Annotated in this window: 17 protein-coding genes; 3 read left to right on the top strand and 14 right to left on the bottom strand. The window is 68.9% G+C overall.

Going from position 1 to position 22,149, the window contains the following annotated elements:
- Positions 1–4: 4 nt before the first annotated feature.
- From CQ040_RS04780 to CQ040_RS04745, 8 genes are all read right to left on the bottom strand, one after another.
- Entirely contained in the window at positions 5–493 is a 489-nt protein-coding gene (locus CQ040_RS04780; protein WP_028504027.1) for an Lrp/AsnC family transcriptional regulator, read from the bottom strand.
- Between the two features lie 2 nt (positions 494–495).
- Positions 496–1,887: an amino acid permease gene (locus CQ040_RS04775; protein WP_105526967.1), complete on the bottom strand. Its 1,392-nt coding sequence runs from the start codon at positions 1,885–1,887 to the stop codon at positions 496–498.
- A complete protein-coding gene (hisC, locus tag CQ040_RS04770) occupies positions 1,884–2,972 on the bottom strand; it encodes a histidinol-phosphate transaminase (RefSeq protein ID WP_105526968.1) in 1,089 nt (362 codons plus the stop codon). The genes CQ040_RS04775 and hisC overlap by 4 nt, the downstream gene beginning before the upstream one ends.
- 176 nt (positions 2,973–3,148) lie before the next feature.
- Positions 3,149–3,274: a hypothetical protein gene (locus tag CQ040_RS20965; RefSeq protein WP_258131393.1), complete on the bottom strand. Its 126-nt coding sequence runs from the start codon at positions 3,272–3,274 to the stop codon at positions 3,149–3,151.
- 67 nt (positions 3,275–3,341) lie between these two features.
- A complete protein-coding gene (locus CQ040_RS04760; protein ID WP_105526969.1) occupies positions 3,342–5,144 on the bottom strand; it encodes a thioredoxin domain-containing protein in 1,803 nt (600 codons plus the stop codon).
- A gap of 33 nt (positions 5,145–5,177) precedes the next feature.
- A complete protein-coding gene (gene msuE, locus CQ040_RS04755) occupies positions 5,178–5,747 on the bottom strand; it encodes an FMN reductase (protein WP_105526970.1) in 570 nt (189 codons plus the stop codon).
- A 90-nt stretch (positions 5,748–5,837) separates the two neighbouring features.
- On the bottom strand, positions 5,838–6,674 hold the full coding sequence (locus CQ040_RS04750) for an aldo/keto reductase (RefSeq protein WP_105526971.1): 837 nt from the start codon (positions 6,672–6,674) through the stop codon (positions 5,838–5,840).
- Between the two features lie 54 nt (positions 6,675–6,728).
- The gene (locus CQ040_RS04745; RefSeq protein WP_258131392.1) at positions 6,729–7,316 is read right to left on the bottom strand and encodes a TetR/AcrR family transcriptional regulator; all 588 of its coding nucleotides are present in this window, start codon (positions 7,314–7,316) and stop codon (positions 6,729–6,731) included.
- 126 nt (positions 7,317–7,442) lie between these two features.
- Between CQ040_RS04745 and CQ040_RS04740 the strand changes: the two genes are divergently transcribed.
- Entirely contained in the window at positions 7,443–8,228 is a 786-nt protein-coding gene (locus tag CQ040_RS04740; protein WP_105526973.1) for an SDR family NAD(P)-dependent oxidoreductase, read from the top strand.
- Between the two features lie 55 nt (positions 8,229–8,283).
- On the opposite strand, the gene CQ040_RS04735 is transcribed toward CQ040_RS04740, so the two are convergent.
- Both CQ040_RS04735 and CQ040_RS04730 read right to left on the bottom strand, forming a co-directional pair.
- Positions 8,284–11,490, bottom strand: coding sequence for a LamG-like jellyroll fold domain-containing protein (locus CQ040_RS04735; protein WP_258131391.1), 3,207 nt, complete (start codon positions 11,488–11,490; stop codon positions 8,284–8,286).
- A 277-nt stretch (positions 11,491–11,767) separates the two neighbouring features.
- A complete protein-coding gene (locus tag CQ040_RS04730) occupies positions 11,768–12,955 on the bottom strand; it encodes a heparan-alpha-glucosaminide N-acetyltransferase domain-containing protein (RefSeq protein ID WP_105527051.1) in 1,188 nt (395 codons plus the stop codon).
- A 43-nt stretch (positions 12,956–12,998) separates the two neighbouring features.
- Between CQ040_RS04730 and hrpA the strand changes: the two genes are divergently transcribed.
- Positions 12,999–16,976, top strand: a complete 3,978-nt coding sequence (gene hrpA / locus CQ040_RS04725; RefSeq protein WP_105526974.1) for an ATP-dependent RNA helicase HrpA — start codon at positions 12,999–13,001, stop codon at positions 16,974–16,976.
- Positions 16,977–17,015: 39 nt separating this feature from the next.
- Positions 17,016–17,960: an NADP-dependent oxidoreductase gene (locus CQ040_RS04720; RefSeq protein WP_105526975.1), complete on the top strand. Its 945-nt coding sequence runs from the start codon at positions 17,016–17,018 to the stop codon at positions 17,958–17,960.
- 7 nt (positions 17,961–17,967) lie between these two features.
- Here CQ040_RS04720 and CQ040_RS04715 read toward each other — a convergent pair whose 3' ends face one another.
- Genes CQ040_RS04715 through CQ040_RS04700 form a run of 4 tightly spaced genes read right to left on the bottom strand, consistent with a single transcriptional unit; the run spans position 17,968 to position 22,017 of the window.
- Positions 17,968–18,864, bottom strand: a complete 897-nt coding sequence (locus CQ040_RS04715; RefSeq protein ID WP_105596240.1) for a nucleoside hydrolase — start codon at positions 18,862–18,864, stop codon at positions 17,968–17,970.
- A 29-nt stretch (positions 18,865–18,893) separates the two neighbouring features.
- On the bottom strand, positions 18,894–19,796 hold the full coding sequence (locus tag CQ040_RS04710; protein ID WP_105526977.1) for a carbohydrate ABC transporter permease: 903 nt from the start codon (positions 19,794–19,796) through the stop codon (positions 18,894–18,896).
- The gene (locus CQ040_RS04705) at positions 19,793–20,728 is read right to left on the bottom strand and encodes a carbohydrate ABC transporter permease (RefSeq protein WP_105526978.1); all 936 of its coding nucleotides are present in this window, start codon (positions 20,726–20,728) and stop codon (positions 19,793–19,795) included. Before CQ040_RS04705 ends, CQ040_RS04710 begins: the two co-directional genes overlap by 4 nt.
- Positions 20,725–22,017 (bottom strand): ABC transporter substrate-binding protein, encoded by a 1,293-nt coding sequence (locus CQ040_RS04700; RefSeq protein WP_105526979.1) that lies wholly within the window; start codon positions 22,015–22,017, stop codon positions 20,725–20,727. The genes CQ040_RS04705 and CQ040_RS04700 overlap by 4 nt, the downstream gene beginning before the upstream one ends.
- Positions 22,018–22,149 lie beyond the last annotated feature (132 nt).

Genomic DNA, 22,149 nt, shown 5'->3' with positions numbered 1-22,149 from the left:
CGCACTAGCTCGAGAGCACCTCGTCGGTCGCGACGTGCTCGACCAGCGGGAGAACCCTTCCGGAGAGATGGGTGCGCATCGCGATGGACGACGCCGTGCGGGCGACGCCCGGCACGAGCGCGACCCGGTCGAGCACCTCCTGCAGCTGCGTCGCGTCGCGCGCCACGAGCCGCAGCTGCATGTCGCTGGCACCGGTGACGGTGTGCATGTCGACGATCTCCGGCACGGCATCGGCGAGTGCCACCGCCACGTCGTCGTGCCCGACCTTCTGGTCGATCTCGACCAGGCAGAACGCGACGACGCCGTAGCCGAATCCGGCCGGATCGATACGTGGCACGATCGCCTCGATCACTCCGCCCTCATGCAGGCGCGCGAGGCGACTCGTCGCGGTACCGCGGGCGATCCCGAGCCGCCGCGCGCACTCCAGGATCGGAAGCTGCGGCGACTGCGTGAGCAGACGGATGAGCTGGGCGTCGAGGCGATCGATGCGCACGATTACTCCCGAGCCACGCCGGGTCGTGCGACACTCCTGGTCGCACGGGCGATCACCAGGAGCACGGCGGTGAGGCCGAGCGTCAGCAGCAGTTGGATGCGCGCGGCCGGGTCGATCATCGCGAGCCCGATCACGGCGGCGAGCAGCACCAGGCACAGCCACGACAGCCACGGGAAGCCCCACATCCGCATGGGCATCGCCTCGCCCGCACGGTCCGCACGGCGGCGGAGGATGATCTGCGCGATGGCGGTCGCCGTCCAGATCACGAGCAGCGTCGAGCCGACGACGTTGAGGAGGGCGGGGAGGACCACATCGGGGAACGCCCAGTTGAGTCCGACCGTGACGAAGCCGAAGACCACCGATGCCAGCACCGCGACGAACGGCACACCCTTGAGGCTCGTTCGGGTCGCGGCCAGCGGAGCGAGCCCGCGCTCCCCCAGCGAGTAGGCCATGCGGGAGGCGCCGTAGATGTTGGCGTTCATGGCTGACAGCAGCGCGATGATCACGATGAGATCCATCACGAGACCGACGCCGGGCACGTTCAAGGTCTCGAGCACCGCCGAGAACGGGCCCGCCTTCACCGCAGGGTCGTTCCACGGCAGCACCGAGACGATCACGAAGATCGATCCGACGTAGAAGACGAGGATGCGTACGAGCACCTCGCGCACGATGCGGCGGATGTTGTGCGCGGGATCGTTCGACTCGGCCGCCGCGATCGCGACGACCTCGGTGCCGCCGAACGCGAACACCACGATCAACAGCGCGCCGGCGATCCCGGTGATGCCGTTCGGGGCGAAGCCGCCGTTGTCGACGAGGTTCGAGATACCGGTCGCTGCCACCCCGGGGATGAGGCCGACGATCGCGCACACCCCGACCACGAGGAAGGCGATGATCGCCGCGACCTTGATCGCCGCGAACCAGAACTCGAAGCGGCCGTAGTTGCGCACGCCGAACAGGTTCACCGCGGTGAGCGCCACCACGAAGATCAGCACCCACACCCAGGCCGGGATGCCGGGAGTCCAGTTGGAGACGATCGCGCCGGCACCGGTCGCCTCGGCCGCGATCACCACGACCAGCTGGATCCAGTAGAGCCAGCCGACCGCGCTGCCGGCGCTGCGCCCCATCGCCTTCTGGGCGTAGGAGCTGAAGGCACCGGAGCTGGGCCGCGCGGCGACCATCTCGGCGAGCATCGCCATCACGAGCACGACGATTCCCCCGGCGACGAGGTACGACACCAGGACGGCGGGGCCAGCGATGCTGATCGCCTGCCCCGATCCGACGAACAGGCCGGCCCCGATCGCACCGCCCAGCCCCATCATGGAGATCTGGCGGCGGGTCAGCCCTGGATGCAGGCCCTTGGTGGTCGTGGTGGTCGGCGGAACCTCGGTGGTCATGCGGCAGCCTCCGCACCGTCGATGGAGACGGTCGATGTGGATGCTGTGAGCGCGGCCTCGACTCGGTCGATGTCCTCCACCGAGCCCGAGGAGATGCGGATTCCCTCGCCGGCGAAGGCGCGCGCGATCACGCCGCCCTCCTGCAGCAGGCACTCGAGCTCCGCCGTGCGGTCGGCGGACGGCACCCAGACGAAGTTGGCCTGCGAGCGGACCGCCGGCCAGCCCGCCGCCGTGAGCACGTCGTGGAGGCGATCGCGCTGGGCGACCACCTCGTCGATGCGTGTCGCGAGCTCATCCTCGGCATCCAACGAGGCGAGGGCCGCGGTCTGGGCGAGGTCGGTCACCCCGAAGGGCACCGCGACCTTGCGCTGGTTCTCGGCCACCGCGGCCGGTGCGATCGCGTAGCCGATACGGAGGCCCGCGAGCCCGTACGCCTTGGAGAACGTGTGCAGCACGGCCACGTGCGGGTGGCGTCGGAACAGCTCGATGCCTGCACCCCTGCTCTCGGTGCGATCGAAGTGCACGTACGCCTCGTCGATCACGACGAGCACGTCCTGCGGCACCGCGGCGACGAAGCGCTCCAGCTCGTCGGCGCCGACAACGGTGCCCGTCGGGTTGTTCGGGTTGCACACGAAGATCAGGCGGGTGCGCGGGGTGATCGCCGCGAGCATCGCGTCGAGGTCATGACCGTGATCGGCGTCGAGCGGCACCGGGACCGGCGTCGCACCGGCGATGCGGACGAGCGATGGGTACGCCTCGAACGAGCGCCACGCGAAGACGACCTCGTCACCGCTGCCTGCGACCGCATGGATGAGCTGGGCGGCGATCTCGACCGATCCGGCCCCGACCGTGACCTCCGACGCGTCGACGCCGTAGCGGGCGGCGAGCCTTTCGCGCAGGGCGGCGGCGCTCATGTCGGGGTAGCGGTTGATGCCGTCGAGGCGATCGCGCACGGCCTGGACGACCGAGGGAAGCGGCGGATGCGGGGACTCGTTCGAGGAGAGCTTCGACGCACCGGCCGGGGCCGAGCGGCCCTGACGGTAGGCGGGAACGGCGTCGAGTCCGGCGCGGGTGGGGAGGGGCATCGTCAGAGCGTCCTTGCTGTGATCCGTTGGCGGCCCCTGGACGGCGCCGCCTGCTGTCGCGCAACACTAGAACGGATGCCGTCCACTGGGCAATCGGCGCACCGGAAGCTGCGCATCCCGCGCAATCGACCGGCAAGAAGGGAAGGAACCCTAGGCAGATTGCACAGTGAGGAGGATCAGACGGCAGAGGTCGCGAGCCTGAACCCGATGCCCACCGCGACGAGGTCGGCCTCGTCGGGCGGTGTCCCCCGCAGCAGTGTTCCCGCCGGGATGTCGACCCAGTCGATCTGCTGCGCGGCCATGCCCGTCCCTTCTTCGAAACCGGTTCGTTTCCTGCGTGGGAGCAGCTGAGGGAGCGCGGGCCGATGGTCAGCGGATGATCGACACGTCGGCCGGGTCGCTCACCGGCAGCCGACACACGAACGCGCGGCAGTCGTAGGCGCGTTCCGCCGACGCATCCTTCCCTTCGAACAGTTCGAACCCGGCATCCGCGAACGCCCGCGCCTGCTCCGGGGCGACGACGGCGACGACCTCGGCGTCCGCACCCCTGGCGACCACGGCGAGGGCGCTGTCGCGCGCTCCGGTGACAACGACGAGCTGACGGGGCGGAACGGCGAGACCCGCGGCCACCCGCAACAGCGTGCCATGGGCGAACGGCTGCTCCAGCGACCGCACGGCGAGCGCGCCCACGGTCGCCACCGCCGCCTCGCGATACCGGTCTCCCGCTCCCAGCCACCATGCGGTCAGCGCGGCGCCGGCGACCGCAGCGGCATCGGAGGGCAGGTCGCCGTCGGTCTGGTCCGGCGAGGTCGCGATGCCCTGGGCCGACAGCAGCGGGTCGTCGCCGGCTGTCCCTTCGAGCGCCTCGTCGAGGATGCCGCGCGCCGTGACGGCCCAGGTCACCTCGCCTGTCGCGAGCGCGAGCGCGAACAACCCGTCGGCGAGAAGCCCCAGGTCGGCGGCGGTCGCGACCGCGGCGGATGCGCGACCGTCGAGGGAGGCGCGCACGAGCGCACCCTTTTCGTCTCGATTGACGTGCAGCACGTGTTCGGCGGCGGAGGCTGCGGCATCGATCCACGCCTGCTCCCCCAGTGCCGCCCCGGCCCTGGCGAGGGCGCCGATCGCGAGTCCGTTCCAGCCGGTGATCACCTTACCGTCGACCGCGGGCGGCTCCAACCCCGCGCGCTCGGCGAGCGGACGGAGGTAGTACCCGCCTTCGTTGCGCGCTCCATCGATCGTCGACTCCGAGTCCTGCGCCGACCCGAACCCGCCACCATCACGACGGAGCACATCGATCAGGAAGGCGGCGATGCCGCGCACGGTCCGCTCATCTCCCGCGTCACGCGCGACATCGAGCAGCTGCGCGTTGTCGGTCAGCATCCGCTCGTAGTGCGGCACCGTCCAGTCGCGCTGGGTCGCGTAACGGAAGAACCCGCCATCGGCATCGCGCAGGTCGGAGCCCGCCATCGCCGTGAGTGCCCGCGAAGCAGCGGCCGACGCCTCCGGAGCGCCCTCCCGCACGAGCGGGTGCTGCAGGAACCGCAGCGTCGTCGCCACCGGGAACTTCGGGGCGCCGCCGAAACCCCCGAACTGCCGATCCTCCCGCTGCGCGATCACCTCGGCCGCAGTCGCGATCGCGACCATGTCGGGCAGCTCCGACGGCGCGGAGTCCGCCGCACGGGCGAGCGCGTCGGTCACAGCATCCGCCGACTCCTCGGCCTGCGCACGACGCAGTGTCCACGCCTCCCTCACCGCAGCGAGCACGTCACGGAAGGCGGGCATCGGCGGTCGGGCCTCGGGCGGCCAGTAGGTGCCGGCGTAGAAGGTGCGCCCACGCGGCGTGGCGAACACCGTGAGCGGCCAGCCGAGGTTCTGCGTGAAGGCCGAGGCAGCGGCCATGTAGGCGCCGTCGACCTGCGGATGCTCCTCGCGGTCGACCTTCACGGCCACGAACCCGTCGTTGATGAGCGCGGCGGTGGCAGGGTCTGCGAACGACTCCCGAGCCATCACGTGGCACCAGTGGCAGGTCGAGTATCCGATCGAGATGAGGAGCGGCACATCCCGCCGCCGGGCCTCCTCGAAGGCCGCCTCACCCCACGGGTACCAGTCGACGGGGTTGTCGGCGTGCGCACGGAGGTACGGGCTGAGGGTGTCGGCGAGCCGGTTGGTCATGCCTTCACGCTACGCCGCGCGGAGAGAGGGTGGTCAGCCGACGAGCAGCTCGACCGGACGCGACGCGGCATAGCCCACAAGCGGCAGGGCACGCTCGGCAGCCAGCGAGATGCGCGCGTGCAGCACGTCGGAGGTGATCTCGTACCCGTCGAAGTCGGTGTTGCTCGCGTAGACCCCGAGCGGAAGGGTGAGCGCCTGGAAGAACGCGAACAGCGGACGCAGCTGGTGCTCGATGATCAGCGCATGCTTCTCGCCGCCGCCGGTCGCGGCGAGCAGCACCGGCTTGCCCACCAGGTCGTACTGCCCGACGAAGTCGAACAGGTGCTTGAAGAGCCCGGTGAACGAAGCGCGATAGACGGGGCTCCCCACGATCAGCAGATCAGCGGATTCGATCGCCTGCAGCTGCGCCTCGACCTCGGGCGGCAACTGGTCACGCTGGAGCGCTCCGGCGAGCCCTGGGCCGATCTGCGTCAGCTCGATGAGTTGCGATTCGACCGGGGCGCGCTCGGCGATCGCGGCTGTGATCGCACGGACGAGGGCGGTCGTCTTGCTGGGCTCGTGCAGGGATCCCGACACGGCCACGACGCGGAACGGAGCTGTCATGCCTCGACGGTACTCACGCGAACGCCCCGTGTCGCGCGAGGCGACACGGGGCGTCATGTGGGCCAGGGACCCGGGTTCGCAAGGAGCGGGTCAGTTGACCTCGTCCGGGTGCGAGCCGACGCGGCCGGAGCCGTCGAGCGGGTCGAGAGCATCGATCGCCGCGATCTCGGCGTCGGTCAGCTCGAAGCCGAAGACATCGAGGTTCTCGCGCAGGCGCTCGGCGCGCACCGACTTCGGGAACACGATGATGCCCTTCTGCAGGTGCCAGCGCAGCACGGCCTGCGCGGGGGTGACCCCGTGGGCAGCGGCGGCATCCGCGACAGCCGGGGTGCCGAACAGGTCGTACTTGCCCTGACCGAGCGGACCCCACGCCTCGATGCGCACGCCGTTCGCCTCGGCCCACGCGACCACGTCGCGCTGCTGGTAGGCGGGGTGCAGTTCGATCTGGTTCACGGCCGGAACCACACCGGTCTCCTTCACGGTGCGCTCCAGGTGCGGCACCAGGAAGTTCGAGACGCCGATGCTGCGGGTGAGGCCCGCCTCGCGCAGTTCGACGAGCTTCGCGAACGCGTGCACGTAGTCGTCCTTGGCAGGCGTCGGCCAGTGCACCAGGTACAGGTCGACCTTCTCCAGCCCGAGCTTCTCGAGGCTCTCCGCGATGGCCGCGCGCGGCTCGTCGTCGTGGTGGCGGTCGTTCCAGAGCTTCGTGGTGATGAAGAGCTCGTCGCGGGCGACTCCGGATGCCGCGATGGCCGCGCCCACGCCCTCTTCGTTGCCGTAGATCGCGGCCGTGTCGATGTGACGGTAGCCGATCTCGAGCGCCTCGCTCACCGCGCGCTCGGTCTCTGCCGGCGGCACCTTGAAGACGCCGTAGCCGAGCTGCGGGATGGAGTTGCCGTCGTTCAGTTCGAGTGCAGGAATCGTCATGCCTCCAGCCTATGACCTGTGATGACAGGCGGCTCCGGACGGTGACGAAAGATGTCAGTCGAGACCGCTGAGCCCCTGCGACATCACCAGGAACGCATCGACCGCGCGCACGGCGGGGCGCGGTCCGTCTGGATCTGCGGTCCACTGTTCGAGGCCGACGCGGATCGCATCGGTCGCGACGGCGGCGATCAGCCTCGCCTCCCACCCGGCGACTCCCCGCTCCTGGAGGATCTCGCGGAGCCGACGCTCGGAATCGTCGTTGACACGCAACCAGACGTCGCGCATCGCCGCATCGTCGTCGAGACCGCGGAGCACGCCGAGCATCGTCTCGAGCTCGAGCCCGTCGCCCTCTGCGAGCTGCGCGCGGATCACCCCGGGGATCTGCTCTCGCAGCGAACGCTCCCCGACCTGCGCGAAGGCCTCCTGCCAGCGCTGAGCGCCGAAGCTGAGGATCGGCGCGATCGCATCTTCCTTGCGCGCGAAGTACCGGTAGAAGGTGCGCACCGAGATGCCTGCTCGCGCGGCGATCTGCTCGGCGGTGACGCCTGCCACTCCCTGCTCGGCGAACAACGCGGCGGCGGATGCGGCGATGTCACGCTCGGTCGCAGCCTTTCGGCGCTCGGTGAGGGTTGTGGTCTCCACCGTCACAGCGTACGGGAATAGGTCACCCAATCGGCAGGTTAGGTCTATGTGGCACGATCTGCCATACAGGCATAGTCTGCCTACAACGGAACGTCGATACGACGACACCACCACGAAGGGAAGATCATGAACCGCTACGAAGGACGTCGGGCTCTCATCACCGGCGGAGGGTCGGGCATCGGCCAGGCCACGGTGCTGCGCATGCTCCGCGAAGGCGGCAGTGTCGTCGCCGCCGACGTCAGCGCCGCCGGCCTCGAAGACACGGTCGCCAAGGCCGGACCACTCGCCGAGCACCTCACGACCGTGACGATGAACATCGCCGACGAGGCCTCCGTCTCAGCAGGCGTCGCCGAGGCCGTCGCAGCTCTGGGCGGACTCGACGTGCTCGTCAACGCCGCCGGCATCCTGCGCTCCTCGCACACTCATGAGACGACGCTCGACCAGTTCGAGCAGGTCATCCGGATCAACCTGGTCGGCACGTTCCTCGTGATCCGTGCAGCGATCCCCGCCTTGCTCGAAGGCCAGTCGGCCGCCGTGGTCAACTTCAGCTCGACCTCAGCCGGCTTCGCCCACCCCTACATGGCGGCCTACGCGGCCAGCAAGGGCGGCGTGCAGTCGATGACCCACGCGCTCGCCGCCGAGTACGCGAAGAGCGGCATCCGCTTCACCGCGGTGCAGCCCGGTTCGATCTCGTCCGGCATGACCGACGGGTCCGGCCAGAGCAACCAGAGCAACGGCCCAGGGCTCCCCGCCGACGCCGACATGAGCCTGTTCATGAAGCTCGCGCCCGCGATCGGTCAGGGCTTCGCCGGGCCGGAGTCGGTCGCCGGAGTCGTGGCGATGCTCGCAAGCGAAGACGGCGCCTTCATCACCGGCACCGAGGTGCGCATCGACGGCGGCACCCACTTCTGAGAGACCGCAGGTGGGGGCACCCGACCCGATGCCGGCGCCCCCACCTGCTCACTCACTAGCCCAGCCGGATGGACTTGACCTCGTTCACGCGCACGATGTTGGTGCCCGTCGCGCTGCCGGCCCGATAGGAGAACACCGACGGGGAGCCCTCGGCCTGCAGAGCCGGAGTCGCATCGGTCGTGGACACCTGCCACGCCGTAGGCTCCGGCTGGCCCTCGGCCCACAGCTTGGCGCGGATCGTCGTCGACGGTGAACCGGACGTCTCGGTCGACAGGTGGAAGACCGTCCCGGCGCTCCAGGTCAGACCGGGAACCGCCGCGCTGGCGATCGCCGTCCCGTTGCGCTGGATGACGACCCAGACCGCCCCGTCGGCGCGATGCCATGCCAGCGCGCGGTACCCGCCGTCACCGGTACGACGAGAACCCGCACCGACGTATGCCGTGCCGGACTCCGGACCGCCCGAGAGCGTATACGACATCGTCGTGGCGGAATCCCGCACCGACGCGTCGTCCAGCAGCATCTCGCGCGTCTGCCCCGCAGCGAGGTCGATGACCCCGGCACCGTCGACCACGGAGAGCGCGGTCGACTTGCCCTGCATCGGCGTCCACACATCACCCACATCAGCGGTGCCCCAGCCGGAGTCGACCGCACGATCGAATCCGTCCGTCGCCACCACGACATCGGCCACGACGGGAGCCGTCACCACGACCTGCTTCTCGCTCGACGCCGACAATCCACTGTTGTCGGTCACCGTGACGCGCACCGTGTAGGTGCCCGCCGCCGCGTACTCGTGCGACGCGGTCACACCCGTGGCCGTCGAGCCGTCGCCGAAGTCCCAGGCGTAGGCGCTGATCGATGCCGCACCGTCCGCGACCGAACCGGACGCGTCGAGCGCCACGCTCAGATCGGTCGGCTGCGCCGTGAAGGCCGCCGTCGGTGCCTTGAGCCCCTTCCCCACCTGGAAGTGCGCACGCACCTGATCCGCGTTCAACGCGACCGGGTACACCGCGGCCTCGTCCAGCGAGCCCTTGAAGTAGTTCGACGAGGGCGCCGACGGCCAGCCCGTGAGCAGGTCGCCGCCGATGCGGAGGTAGGCGGGATCGGTCTTGGCCGTCGTCACCGCGGGATCCGAGGCGACGAGCTCGCCGTCGACGTACAGCTTCATCCCCTCCGCGCCCTGCGAGACGACCGCGTGATGCCACGTTCCGTCGTTCAGCGCCTTGTCCCCTGCGACCGTGGCGCGGGTCTGACCGGCGGAGACCCCGAAGGTCAGAGTGCCGCTGTTGGTCATGTAAAGCTGACGGTCGACGCTCGCGGAGCTCCCCGTCTTGGCAGCCCCGGAGCCGATGAGCATGCCGCCGGTCTTCGTGGTGGTCTGGAACCAGATCTCCGAGGAGAACTCCTTCGACACCGCGGCCTTGGCATCGGACGAGACCCGGCCGTTCGTCGTGCCGTTGAACGTGGTCGATCCAGTGCCGCTGTTCTCGATGCCGGACGACGAGACCGTGGCGCCCGTGCCGTTCACCGGGTTGTTCGCGCCCGCCCAGTCCTTCGAGACGTTCCCCATCGGGTAGTACAGCGACGGACCGTCCGCGAGAACCTTCGTCGTATACGCCGATGCGGTCCCCGCCGTGGCCTTGGCGTTCACGCTCGCACTCGTGGCGGTGTTGCCGTTGCCGTCCTTCGCGACCACCGTGTAGCTCTGCGTCGCACCGGGCGTCGCCGTCGGGTCGTCGAGCGTGACCGTCGTGCGCTTCCACCAGGTGCCGTCCGCGGTCGTGCTCGCCACCGGTTCAGCCGTTCCGGCTCGGTACAGCTCGTAGGTGAGCGTCAGATCATCCCGATCCCAGTTCGTCTCGATCGACACACGGGCACGGCCGGGCACCGGTGACGTCCCGGCGGTCGGCTTCCAGCTCGCATCGGAGACCCGGGGGCCGTCCTTCGCACCATCGGGCGGGTTCGTCGAGAAGCGCACCAATCCCTCGAACTGGCCGTTGTTGACGGATCGGAACTCACCGCCGATCGAGATCATGTCGCCAGCGCCCGTGATGGACAGTCCGGCCTGACCGAGTCCGGTCGTGGTGCCGACCGACCAGTCCGGTGCCCACTGATAGGGCGACGGAGCCGGGGTTCCCGCCCAGTTCGCGTACCCGGAGTAGGTGTTCGCGGCGAGGGTGCCGCGCGCATCGGCCGTGTATGCCTCCGCGTACTGGTACACCGCGGGGTTCTTCTGCGGCTGCAGGCCCATCGTGTTGCAGGAGTGCATGTGGCTGGTCGTGTAGACCACCTTGCCGGTCGAGTACACGCCGTAGTGGACGCCGTGGCAGTCCGCGATCCAGCGCACCGCGCCCGTGCCGGCCTCCGCCGCGAACGTCCCCTCGAGGTTTCCCCCGCCGGCCCAGCTCCAGCCGGTGCCGTAGACGGTGTTCGCGTCGGTGGCGAGTGCGAAGATGCCGGAGTTGCTGCTGCTCCCGCTGTTCTTGACGACCTTGGAGATGCCCCAAGCGGTGTCAGCCGCGCCGGTGGACTTGTCCACTGCCGCCGAACCGCGCAGGCTGCTTCCGTTGACCGTCGAGAAGCGCCCTCCGACGATGACGTTCGTCCCAGCCGGATCCATCACCAGGGCATCGACCTGGCGGTCGGCCTGGGGTGCCCAGCTCATGAGCGCGCCGTTCTTCTGGTCGAAGGCGGCGAGGTTCTTGCGTGCGACGCCGTTGGCCTGGGTGAACAGACCACCGAGGTAGATGTTCGACCCGTCGGTGGTGATCGCGTACACACCACTGCCGCCGATCGACGGCGCGAACTGCGGCACCAACTCGCCGGTCTTCGCATCCAGCGCCGCGAAGTTCCACCGGTCCTTGCCGTTGACGTTGTTGAAGGATCCGCCGATGTAGATGCGCGATCCGTCGGGAGAAGCTGCGACCGCCTTGATCACGCCGTTGACCTTCGGGGCGAACGACGACAGAGCGCCAGACACGATGTCGTACGCCAGCACGTTCGACCGCGCCGTCAACGACGTACCAGGTGCCGCCTTCGGCTCCCGCGCGTTGTCGAACTTCCCCACCGCGTACACCGTCGTACCGATCGTGGTCTGCGCCCACACGTACCCGTTGTCGATCTGCACCGTCGGAATCGGATCCGACGTCACCACATTCTCATCACGCTGCAACTGCGGTGGCGTCGACGGCGGCACGTCGGCCGCAGCCGCCGCCGTCGCCCCGACTCCGGACAATCCCGCGATCAACAGGCCCGCGGTCAGCACTGATGCGACAGCACCCCGTACTCCGCGCCCAAAACTCGTGTTCCCCACAACGACTCCCCAGTCATGTTCTTTCGGACGCGAAGTCACCTTCACACCGCGCGCTCGATGACATCGAGGCGGCGAAGAACGCCGCAAACGCGGTGGTGTGAACTCCCCAGTTCGAAACTCCCCAGTCCCGACCCTGAAACCGGGCCGGTCGCGAACGCCAGAAAGCGCTGCGCTCCGACGCTAGCACATCGCCTCGCCCACCCCCATCCGCGAGCGGCGTCCGACCTGCTCAGCGCCGGGGTACCGCCGCCATCGCCGCGGCGCCTCGGCCGACCAGACGTTCGAGCGGTCCACGTCCGAAGAACATCGACCAGAGTGTCGTGACGAAGAGCAGTCCGATCGCGGTCGCGGCCCAGAACGAATTGCTGGAGAAGAACGCGCCAGGCCCTCCGACCAGCACGATCGAGACGACGTGCGCGCTGTATGCCGTCAGCGGCATGGAGCCGAGCGCTCCCAACGGGAGCAGTACCCAGCGGAGCGGCCTGCTCAGCAGCAGACACAGCGCGATGACCACGAGCGCGAAGCCGCCGGAGCCGAGGATCTCGGCCGTGCCGCCGCTGTGCGGGTCGACCGCGAAGACCGCGGTGAGCACGGCGCCGAGAGGATCGCTCTCGGCGAGCGCCTGCGGGTAGCTCTCCCAGCCGGACGGTGCCGTGCCGATGCTGCCGGACCCGCCGTCGATGATCGAACTGCCCTCGCCCGACGAGAACGAGCTGCTGCCGAGGGAGCCGGTGATGCCCGCAGCCTGTCCGATCCCTCCCAGGCCGTAGCCGACGACCACGAGCGCGAGGCCGATGCCGAGAGCGACCACCGCAGTGCGAAGCTGCCCGATGTGCAGACGCCCGAGCGCCATGCCCGCCAGCACCAGCGACATCCAGACCGTGATCGGATACGTGCCGTAGAGCACGAACCCGATGCCGGAGCCATAGGGGTGAAGCATCACCGCGTTCAAGAACGCGAGCAGTGCGGGCCCGAGGAGCGCGAGCACCGCAGCACCCGTCAGCAGCTGCCAGGGTCGCCACCGCAGGAAAGGGATGACCGCGACATACAGCAGGCCGTACAGGGTGAGGATCACGGCGATCGGGGTGTTCAGCATCTCCAGAGCCAGGCCGATGAGGAAGATCACCGCACCGCGTCCGATCAGGTTCAGCCGGATGCCCGGGATGCGCTCGCGCTCGGGCACGGCGCTGCGTCCGGTCATCAGGGCGATCGAGATTCCTGCGAGCACCGCGAACAGGATCGAGGAGCGCCCGTGCACCAGGTCGGTCCATGTCGCCGGGTCGAGCCACTCGAACGGCTCGGTCTCGCCGATGTGCGCTCCGGCCATGCCGAGGATCGCCAGCCCCCTGGCGATGTCGAGTCCGAGGATGCGCGGGGGCCGTCCGAACTCGCGGAACCACTGCAGCACTCTCGTCATCCGACGATCGTATGTGCTCGATCCCGGCATACGATGGAGGGCTATGTCCTCCCCTGTGATCTCCTATCCCCCGGAGCTGCCCGTCAGCGCTGCCAGGGCCGAGATCGCCGACGCCATCCGCGACCACCAGGTCGTCATCGTCGCCGGTGCCACCGGATCGGGCAAGACCACCCAGCTGCCGAAGATCGCGCTGGAACTCGGTCGGGAGCGCATCGCGCACACGCAGCCTCGACGCCTCGCAGCCCGCACGATCGCGGAGCGTGTCGCAGAAGAGCTCCAGGTCGAGCTCGGCACCCTCGTCGGATACAAGGTGCGCTTCACCGACAAAGTGTCGGAATCCACCCGCATCGCCCTGATGACCGATGGCATCCTGCTCAACGAGATCCATCGCGACCGGCTGCTCACCCGCTACGACACGATCATCATCGACGAGGCGCACGAGCGCTCCCTCAACGTCGACTTCCTGCTCGGCTACCTCGTGCGCATCCTCCCCGAGCGCCCCGACCTGAAGGTGATCATCACCTCGGCGACGATCGATCCGGAGAGCTTCGCGAAACACTTCGCCGCACCGTCCGACGCAGAGGGCGACCGCATCCCGGCACCGATCATCGAGGTCTCGGGCCGCACATATCCGGTGGAGATCCGCTATCGCGGGCAGGTCGAGGGGGCGGACGACGAGGACACGCCCGCCGAACCGGAGGACGAGGTCTCGGCGATCGTCGCCGCCCTGCGCGAACTCGACCGCGAAGCTCCGGGCGATGTACTCGTCTTCCTCCCGGGCGAGGCCGAGATCCGCGACGCCGCCGATGCCGTGCGCGGTGCGTACGCGAACGACCGCGCGCCCACCGAGGTGCTGCCCCTCTTCGGCCGCCTCTCCGCCGCCGACCAGCACCGGGTGTTCGAGCGCAGCCGGGTCGCCGGCGTGCGCCGCCGGGTCATCCTCGCCACGAACGTCGCCGAGACGAGCCTCACGGTGCCCGGCATCAAGTACGTGATCGATACCGGGACCGCCCGTATCTCGCGCTACAGCAACCGCTCCAAGGTGCAGCGGCTGCCGATCGAGGCGATCTCGCAGGCGTCGGCCAATCAGCGCTCCGGCCGTGCGGGCCGTACCAGCGACGGCATCGCGATCCGCCTCTATTCGGAGGACGACTACGACAAGCGGCCGGAGTACACCGAGCCCGAGATCCTGCGCACCTCGCTGGCATCCGTCATCCTGCAGATGCTGTCGCTCGGCTTCGGCGACATCACCGCCTTCCCCTTCCTCACCCCGCCCGACTCCCGAGGAGTGAAGGCCGCGTTCGACCTGCTGACCGAGCTCGGCGCCGTCGAGCCGTCCCGCAGCGATGGTTCCCCGCATCTCACCCGCACGGGGCGCGACATCTCGCGGATGCCGATCGACCCACGGTTCGCGCGCATGCTGATCGAGGCAGGACGCTCGGGTTCCGGCGCAGGAGTGACCCGTGACGTCCTCGCGATCGTCTCGGGCATGACGATCCAGGATGTGCGCGAACGACCGGAGGAGCGTCGCGAGGAGGCTGACCGACTGCACGCGCGATTCGTCGACCCGACCAGCGACTTCCTGACCCTGTTGAATCTGTGGAACCACCTGCGTGAACAGCAGCGGGAGCTCGGGTCGAGCGCGTTCCGTCGCCTGTGCCGCTCCGAGCACCTCAATTACGTGCGGGTTCGCGAGTGGTTCGACGTGCATCGCCAGCTGCGCACACTCGTGAAGACCCCCGACCGTGGCGGCGACGACACCCGGACCGGCAGAGACGGCGGCGCGAGCGACCCCGACTCGATCCACCGCGCCATGCTCGCCGGTCTCCTGTCGCAGATCGGCATCCTCGACGAGCGCACCGCCCCTGCGGGCAAAGCGCACTCCCCCGCCAAGGAGCCCAAGGGCCGGCGGAGTGCGGAGTACCGCGGGGCCCGCGGTATCCGGTTCTCGATCTTCCCCGGTTCGGGGCTGCGCAAGAAGAGCCCGCGCGCGGTAATCGCGGCCGAGATCGTCGAGACCTCCCGCACCTTCGCGCGAACGGTCGCCGCGATCGACCCGGCCTGGGCGGAGCCCCTCGCCGGCGATCTCGCCAAGCGGCAGGTGACCGAGCCGCACTGGTCGAAGGATGCCGGCGCCGCTGTCGCGTTCGAGAAGGTGACGCTGTTCGGGCTCGAGATCATTCCGCGTCGACGCGTGCAGTTCGCGCGGATCGACCGGGCAGCGTCTCGCGAGTTGTTCGTGCGGCACGCGCTCGTCGAGGGCGAATGGGACCCGACGCGGATCGACAAGCGTGTGAGCGCGTTCTGGCGCAGCAACGCCGAACTTCGCAAGCGCCTCGAGAAGCTGGAGGAGCGCGAGCGCCGCCGTGACATCCTCGCCGGCGACGAAGCCGTCTTCCGGTTCTACGACGAGCGCATCCCCGCCGACGTGTTCGATGTGCGCTCCTTCGAGAGCTGGTGGCGAGAGGCCATGGCGACGACGCCGAAGCTGCTCGTGATGCGCGAGAGCGACCTGATCGACGACGAGGAGCGCGCTGATCAGCGCGAGTTCCCGACGCGGTGGACGCAGGGCGACCAGGTGCTCGGCCTCGCATACCGGTTCGAACCCGGCGCCGACGACGACGGCGTCAGCGTGGTCGTGCCGCTGCCGCTGCTCGCCCAGATCGAGGACCGTGGCTTCGACTGGCAGGTTCCGGGTCTGCGCGCCGAACTCGTGACAGGCCTGCTGCGCGCGCTCCCCAAGGCGATCCGTCGCCATGTGGTCCCTGCCGCCGACTGGGCCGAGAAGTTCGGTGCGGAGCTCGCCGAAGAAGGCCCGGAGTCGCACGGCGGCCTGCCCCCGCGCACTCTCAAGGAGGCCCTGGCCCGGCGCATCCAGCCGCTCGCGAACCAGCTGGTCTCGGCGGCCGACTTCGACGATGAGCGGGTGCCCCCTCATCTGCGCATGAACTTCCGTGCCGTGGACGAACGCGGCAGGGTCGCAGGCTCCGGCCGCGACTTGCGGGCACTGCAGGCGCAGCTCTCCGATCGGGCCCGCAGCAGCGTCGCCCGCTCGATCGCCGCGCCTGCGCGCTCCGGAGGACCGGGCGGGAACCGGGGTGCCGAGCGCAGCGGTGTCGGCGGGGGTGTCGAACGTATCGCCGCCGCGTCGATCGAGCAGACCGGTCTCACGGCCTGGACCTTCGGCGATCTGCCCGAGGTGCTCGACACCCGCGTCGCCGGCGGCGTCGTGCGCGGGTACCCCGCCATCGTCGATCAGGACAAGAGCGTGTCGGTGCGCGTCGAGTCGACACCGGATGCGGCTGCCGCGGCCACCCGCGACGGCGTGCTGCGGCTGGTGCTGCTGGGCGTGCCCTCCCCCTCCTCGTACGTGCAGGAGCACCTGACCAGTCAGGAGAAGCTCGCCCTCGCTGCCTCGCCCTACCAGTCCGCTGCCGCCCTCATCGAGGATTGCCGCGCCGCGGTCGCCCGCAGTGTCATCCACAAGACGGTGCCGGGCGGCATCGTCCGCAGCGAAGCCGAGTTCGCACGGGTGCGCGATGCGGTCTCTGCTGTCCTCGTCGACGAGCTGTTCGCCTGCGTCTCACTGGTGGCACGCATCCTGACCAAGTCCCGCGAAGTCGAACGCGGCATCAAGTCGCAGAACTCGCTCGCCCTGCTCGGACCGCTGAACGACATCCGCACCCAGCTCAGCGGGCTGCTGCACCCGGGGTTCATCTCCGCCGCCGGCGCCGAGCGGCTCACGCACTTCCCTCGATACCTGGAGGGGATGGTCGACCGCCTGAAGACCCTGGCCAGCGAACCGGGCAAGGACCGCGCGCGCATGACCGAGTACGAGCGGATGGCGAAGGCCTTCGAAGACGCCGGCGGCACCATCCCGCTCCCGGCCGATGCGCCGACTGCGCTGGTCGAGGTGCGCTGGCTGCTGGAGGAGTACCGCGTCAGCGTGTTCGCCCAGCGCCTGGGTACCGCCCAGCCGGTGTCGCCGCAGCGCATCATGAAGGTGCTGTCCGGCCGCTGATCCGCAACCGCGGGTGCCCGGCGCGGGTAGCCTGAAGGCATGGCCAGCGCGATCGTCTACACCGAGTTCGGTTCCCCCGATGTCCTGCACCTGATCGAGGTCCCCGATCCCGTCGCCGCGCGCGGCGAGGTCGTCGTCCGCATCGAGGCGGCCGGCGCGAATCCGATCGACGCGAAGATGCGCAGCGGCAAGCGGCCATCGCCTCCGATCACCGAGCCGCGTCCGGTCGGCTTCGACGGAGCCGGCATCGTCGAGGCGCTCGGCGAGGGCGTCGACGACTTCGCGGTCGGCGACCGGGTGGCGATCCGTGACGGGCGTGGCACCTATGCCTCGGCGCTCGCGATCTCGACCGAGAACCTCGCGAAGCTTCCGGACTCCGTCACGACCGCGGAGGGCGCCGCGATCGGCATCCCCGCCGGCACCGCCTACCAGTCGCTGCGCTCGCTCGGCGTGAGCGGCGGCGATGTGCTGCTCGTGCACGGCGGCTCCGGCGCCGTCGGACAGGCCGCGGTGCAGTTCGCCGTGGCCTGGGGCGCGACCGTGATCGCGACCGCGAGCCCCGCCCGACACGAGCAGCTGCGCGAACTGGGCGCGATTCCCGTGGCCTACGGCGACGGTCTGCTCGACCGGGTGCGCGAGGCCGCGCCCTCCGCTGTCACCGTGGGGCTGGACTGCGCCGGCACCGACGAGGCCATCGAGACCTCGCTCGCGCTCGTGGCGGACCGTGAGCGCATCGCCACGATCGTCCGGGGGCCGGACGCCGCATCCTTCGGCATCCGCGCGTTCTCCGGCGGCTCGCCCGTACCGTTGACCGACCAGGAGCTCGCCTGGCGTGCCGAGGCGCTGCCCGAGACGATCGCACTCCTGTCCACCGGCGACTTCGTCGTCGACCTGGGCCCGCAGCTGCCGCTCGCCGAAGCGGCGCAGGCCCATGAGCTCATGGAATCCGGCGCCGCCTCGGGCAAGATCGTCCTGCTGCCCTAGCCGGAGGTCAGACGGCGGTATCGATCGCTGCGCCGACGATGCCGACGACGATCGCCTCGGCGACCGCCTCCGCATCGAGCCCCGTGACGATCCTGGTCTCGCCCTCGCCCGGGTGGAATCGGCTCACGCCCTCGATCTCTCCACCCCGGAGGATCTCGATACGACCACGTGGCGAGAACGCGAAGAGCTCGGGCTGCGTCAGCGTGAGCACAGTCACGGGGTCGTGCGGCACGTTCCACTCCGTGCCCCAGAACTCCCACCACTGCCTGATCTCGGCATCGATCACGCGCCCGAGCTCCCCGGATGCGCTCATCCGCACGAGGGCATCGCTTCCCATCGTGATGAGTCGTGTGATCTCGAGGCCCGCCACGGTCGTGGGGATACCGGCGGCGAAGACGATCTCGGCCGCGGTGGCGTCGCTGCGGAAGTTGTGCTCCGAGTCTTCTTCCACGGCGAACGAGCCGCCCATGACCCAGAGATGCCGAACCGCACCTGCGAATCGCGGCTCGCGCTCGATGGCTGCCGCGATGTTGGTGAGGGGTCCGATCGCGATCACGTCGACGGTGCCCGGCTCGGCACAGACGGTCTCGATGAGATGGTCCACGGCGTCGTCACCGTCGAGCAGGTGTCGATCGAGGTCCTCGTAGAGTCGGGCTTCGTGCCCGGCCCACCAGATCTCGCGTCCGGACAGCGTCTCCGACTCCCCGGCGTGGACGGGGATGGTCACGCCGGCGATCTCGGCGATGCGCTTCGTCATCCGCCCGCGCAGCGCGGTGTCGCCGTACACCGTGGTCACACCGAGGAGCTCGATCTCCGGAGAGCCGAAGATGAGCGCGAGCGCCATCAGGTCGTCGACATCCGTGCCGATGTCGGTGTCGAGGATGACGTGGTGGAGTGCAGACATGTGTCGTGCGCCTTTCGTGTTCTGCGTCACTACTTCAGACCCGTCGTGCTGACGGACTGGATGAAGTAGCGCTGGAAGCCGAGGATGATGGCCAGTGGGATGAGGACGAGGATCATGGATGCGGCGAACAGGACGCCGTAGTCCACCTGGAACTGCCCCTGCATGTTCGACAACGCGACCGGACCGAGGATGTGGTCGCTGTCGGTGCCCATGAGCAGCGGCCAGACGTAGGCCTGCCACTGGAACAGGAAGAGCATCAGGCCGGCGCCGATCAGCGCGGGGCGCGAGAGCGGCAGATAGATGCGGGTGAAGATTCCCCACCAGCCCAGGCCGTCGAGGCGCCCTGCCTCGACGAGCTCTTCGGGGATCGCGAGGAAGAAGGTGCGCAGCAGGAAGATCGCCATCCCGTTGCCGACCCCGGGAAGGATGAGCCCGAGGAAGGTGTTCTGCAGCTGCCAGTCGCGGAACATCGCGGCCAGCGGGATAGCGATCGCGTCGAACGGGATGAGGAACGAAAGGATCACCACCGAGAACAGCACCGTCTGCCCCCGGAATCGGAATGCGGAGAGCCCGAACGCAGCGGTCGCGCAGACCACCAGCCCGACGATCACCGTCACCACGCTCACGAAGAGCGAGTTGAGGATGGCGCGTCCGAGGTCGCTGTCCAGCAGCGCGGCGTAGTTGTCGAGTGTGGGCGTGAGGGTGAAGAACGTCTGCCACTGCAGCGGGTTCAGGTAGCTGAAGGTCTCAGACCCGGGGCGGAGCGAATTGATGAAGGTCCACCACAGCGGGGCGAGGAAGGCGATGCCGACCGTGATGGAGAGCAGCGTCGACCACAGGATCAGGATCGTCTTGCGGGAGAGGCGCCGTCGTGCGCCGGTGCGGGTAGAGCCTGCGGCGATGCCCGGCGTGTCTTCGGCTATGCCCGTCATGGCTGGTCCTCCGTCTTGAGCAGGCGGAACTGCAGCGCCACGATCACCACGGTGATGAGCACCAGGATCACGACCTCGGCCTGCGCCTTGTTGATGTCGCCGAACGTGAAGGCTCGGGTGTACAGATCGTGCATGAGCAGGTTGGTCGAGCCGTTGGGGCCGCCCTTGGTGAGGATCTGCACCGGCGCGAACACGAGGAAGTTCGACACCGTGTCCGCGACGAGCACGAAGGCCAGCGGTCGGCGCAGCAGCGGCAGCGTGATGGACCATGTCTGCCGCCACCAGGACGCCCCGTCGAGCGATGCCGCCTCGTAGTAGGAGGTGGGGATGTCGTTGAGGCCGGCGATCAGGAACATCATCCAATAGCCGACGCCGATCCAGGACAGCAGGATCATGATCGAAAGCAGCGCCTGATACGGCGAGGTGAGGAACGGCTGCGGCGGAATGCCGAAGACCGCGAGGAAGCCGTTCGCGAGTCCGTCCGGGCGGTAGATGACACTCCACACGACCGCGGAGACGGCTGGCGGCACCGCGATGGGGAGGATCACCATCGAGCGCCAGAACTTCGACCCGACGGCCCTTCGCGTGAACAGCACCGCGAGCAGGAACGCGGCGGCGATCTGCACCGGGTTGATGATCACGGCGAAGAGCAGCGTGACAGCCAGCGAGTTCTGGAAGTCGGCGTTCGCGAACAGCTCGACGTAGTTGCCGAGGCCCACGAAAGAGGTACCGCCGAGCAGAGTCGTGCGCGACAGGCTGTCGACGAGAGCGACACCAGCCGGGGCGAGACGCAGCAGGAGCAGGGCGATCAGTGCCGGAAGCAGGAAGAGCAGCGCGATTCCTGCGGGGCTCCGACGGCGATGCCGCTCGCCCGATCCGCGGGTGCGGGAATGGCGATTCACCACTCCCGCACCCTTGGTGGGGGTACTCATCGCAGCTGACTCCAGGCATCCTCGATCTGGGACTGCGCCTGCACGAGACGTTCGCCCGCGTCTGCGCCGTTGCGGATATCGCCGAAGGCCTTGTTGATCAGCGACTCGAACTGCACGTAGCCCACCGAGACGGGCCGGGCCACCGCGGTGTTCTCGATCTCGGAGGTGATGAGATCGGCGACGCCCGTGCCGTGGTCGCCCGCGAGTGCCTCGAGGGTGGGGAGGTAGGTCGCGGCCGCCTCCGTGTTGGCGGGGATGATCGTGGTCGCCTCGGTCGTTGCGAGGCTGCCTTCCGGGTCCAGCGCCGCGAACTCCAGGAACTCCTGGGCTGCGGCCTTGTTCTTCGACGCGGTGTTGATACCCCACGACCACGAGCCGGTCGGCGTGACCTCCGATCCGCCCTCGAAGTACGGGTGCGGGGCGATGCCCCAGTCGAAGTCGGCGTTGGCCGCGAACCCGCCGACGTCCCACGGCCCGCCGACGAAGAACGCGACCTTCTGGTCGGTGAAGACCGCGCTGGTCTGGAAGCCGCCCACACCGCGTGGCGACAGTCCGGACTGGAAGGTGTCGGCGTACCAGGAGAGCGCCTTGTTCCAGCCGTCGTCGGTCACATCCACCTCGAGCATGTCCGTGCCGGAGATGCCGGAGCCACCACCCGCCGACTCGATCAGGGGCTGCAGCTGGTAGTAGGCCTCAACCTGCTCCAGGAGCAGCCCAGACTCGGCGCCTGCGGTCTGCGCCGCACGTCCGGCCTCGGCGACCTGCTCCCACGTCCAGCGCGACGCCGGATCGATGGCGGGCGCATCGACTCCCGCGGCCGCGAGGAGGCTCTTGTTGTAGAACAGCATCTGGGTGGAGTTCCAGATGGACAGGGCGTACATCTTGTCGTCGTAGATGTTGATGTCGTACTGCGCGGCGGAGGTCGCCTTCTTCGCCTGGTCCTTGAGATCGCTCAGATCTTCGAGGAATCCCTGCGCGGCGATCTGCGCGAGGTTCGGCTGGTCGACCGCGAAGACGTCGATCGTGTCGTCCTTCGCCGAGAGCCGCTGCTGGAGCGTGGTGGCGTACTGGTCGAACGGCACCTGGGTGTACTCCACCGTGATGTCGGGGTGTCCCTTCTCGAACGCGGCGATCACCGGGGCGAAGACCTGGGGATCCTCCGGCCCGAGGAACCGCACCGTGCCCCCGGCATCCTCCGAACCCGATGCACCGGCATCGGCACCGGAGCAGCTCGAGAGCGCGAGAGCGGCGATAGCCAACCCTGCGATCGCGGCGACGTGTCGCTTCATGTTCTTCTCCCTTGAACGAGCATTGAATCTATGCGGTTAGACGATGCGGTTAGATGGACTATAGTCCGAGATGGACATCGAATCAAGTGAGTATCGGCAGGCCCGGTGCTAGCCTGACACCGGTGAATCTAA

The organism is Microbacterium sp. MYb54 (genome assembly GCF_002979515.1).
In the GTDB taxonomy this organism is placed as follows: domain Bacteria; phylum Actinomycetota; class Actinomycetes; order Actinomycetales; family Microbacteriaceae; genus Microbacterium.
Note: the sequence above shows the minus strand (reverse complement) of the source record. Positions and strands in the feature narration are given on the sequence as shown.

What these genes read in the sequence shown, in the direction of transcription:
- CQ040_RS04740 (WP_105526973.1), top strand. Translation starts at nt 7,443, where the DNA reads ATGAACCGCTACGAAGGACGTCGGGCTCTCATCACCGGCGGAGGGTCG.
- CQ040_RS04720 (WP_105526975.1), top strand. Translation starts at nt 17,016, where the DNA reads ATGGCCAGCGCGATCGTCTACACCGAGTTCGGTTCCCCCGATGTCCTG.
- CQ040_RS04730 (WP_105527051.1), bottom strand. Translation starts at nt 12,955, where the DNA reads ATGACGAGAGTGCTGCAGTGGTTCCGCGAGTTCGGACGGCCCCCGCGC.
- CQ040_RS20965 (WP_258131393.1), bottom strand. Translation starts at nt 3,274, where the DNA reads ATGGCCGCGCAGCAGATCGACTGGGTCGACATCCCGGCGGGAACACTG.
- CQ040_RS04715 (WP_105596240.1), bottom strand. Translation starts at nt 18,864, where the DNA reads ATGTCTGCACTCCACCACGTCATCCTCGACACCGACATCGGCACGGAT.
- hisC (WP_105526968.1), bottom strand. Translation starts at nt 2,972, where the DNA reads ATGCCCCTCCCCACCCGCGCCGGACTCGACGCCGTTCCCGCCTACCGT.
- hrpA (WP_105526974.1), top strand. Translation starts at nt 12,999, where the DNA reads ATGTCCTCCCCTGTGATCTCCTATCCCCCGGAGCTGCCCGTCAGCGCT.
- CQ040_RS04775 (WP_105526967.1), bottom strand. Translation starts at nt 1,887, where the DNA reads ATGACCACCGAGGTTCCGCCGACCACCACGACCACCAAGGGCCTGCAT.
- msuE (WP_105526970.1), bottom strand. Translation starts at nt 5,747, where the DNA reads ATGACAGCTCCGTTCCGCGTCGTGGCCGTGTCGGGATCCCTGCACGAG.
- CQ040_RS04750 (WP_105526971.1), bottom strand. Translation starts at nt 6,674, where the DNA reads ATGACGATTCCTGCACTCGAACTGAACGACGGCAACTCCATCCCGCAG.
- CQ040_RS04710 (WP_105526977.1), bottom strand. Translation starts at nt 19,796, where the DNA reads ATGACGGGCATAGCCGAAGACACGCCGGGCATCGCCGCAGGCTCTACC.
- CQ040_RS04760 (WP_105526969.1), bottom strand. Translation starts at nt 5,144, where the DNA reads ATGACCAACCGGCTCGCCGACACCCTCAGCCCGTACCTCCGTGCGCAC.
- CQ040_RS04705 (WP_105526978.1), bottom strand. Translation starts at nt 20,728, where the DNA reads ATGAGTACCCCCACCAAGGGTGCGGGAGTGGTGAATCGCCATTCCCGC.
- CQ040_RS04700 (WP_105526979.1), bottom strand. Translation starts at nt 22,017, where the DNA reads ATGAAGCGACACGTCGCCGCGATCGCAGGGTTGGCTATCGCCGCTCTC.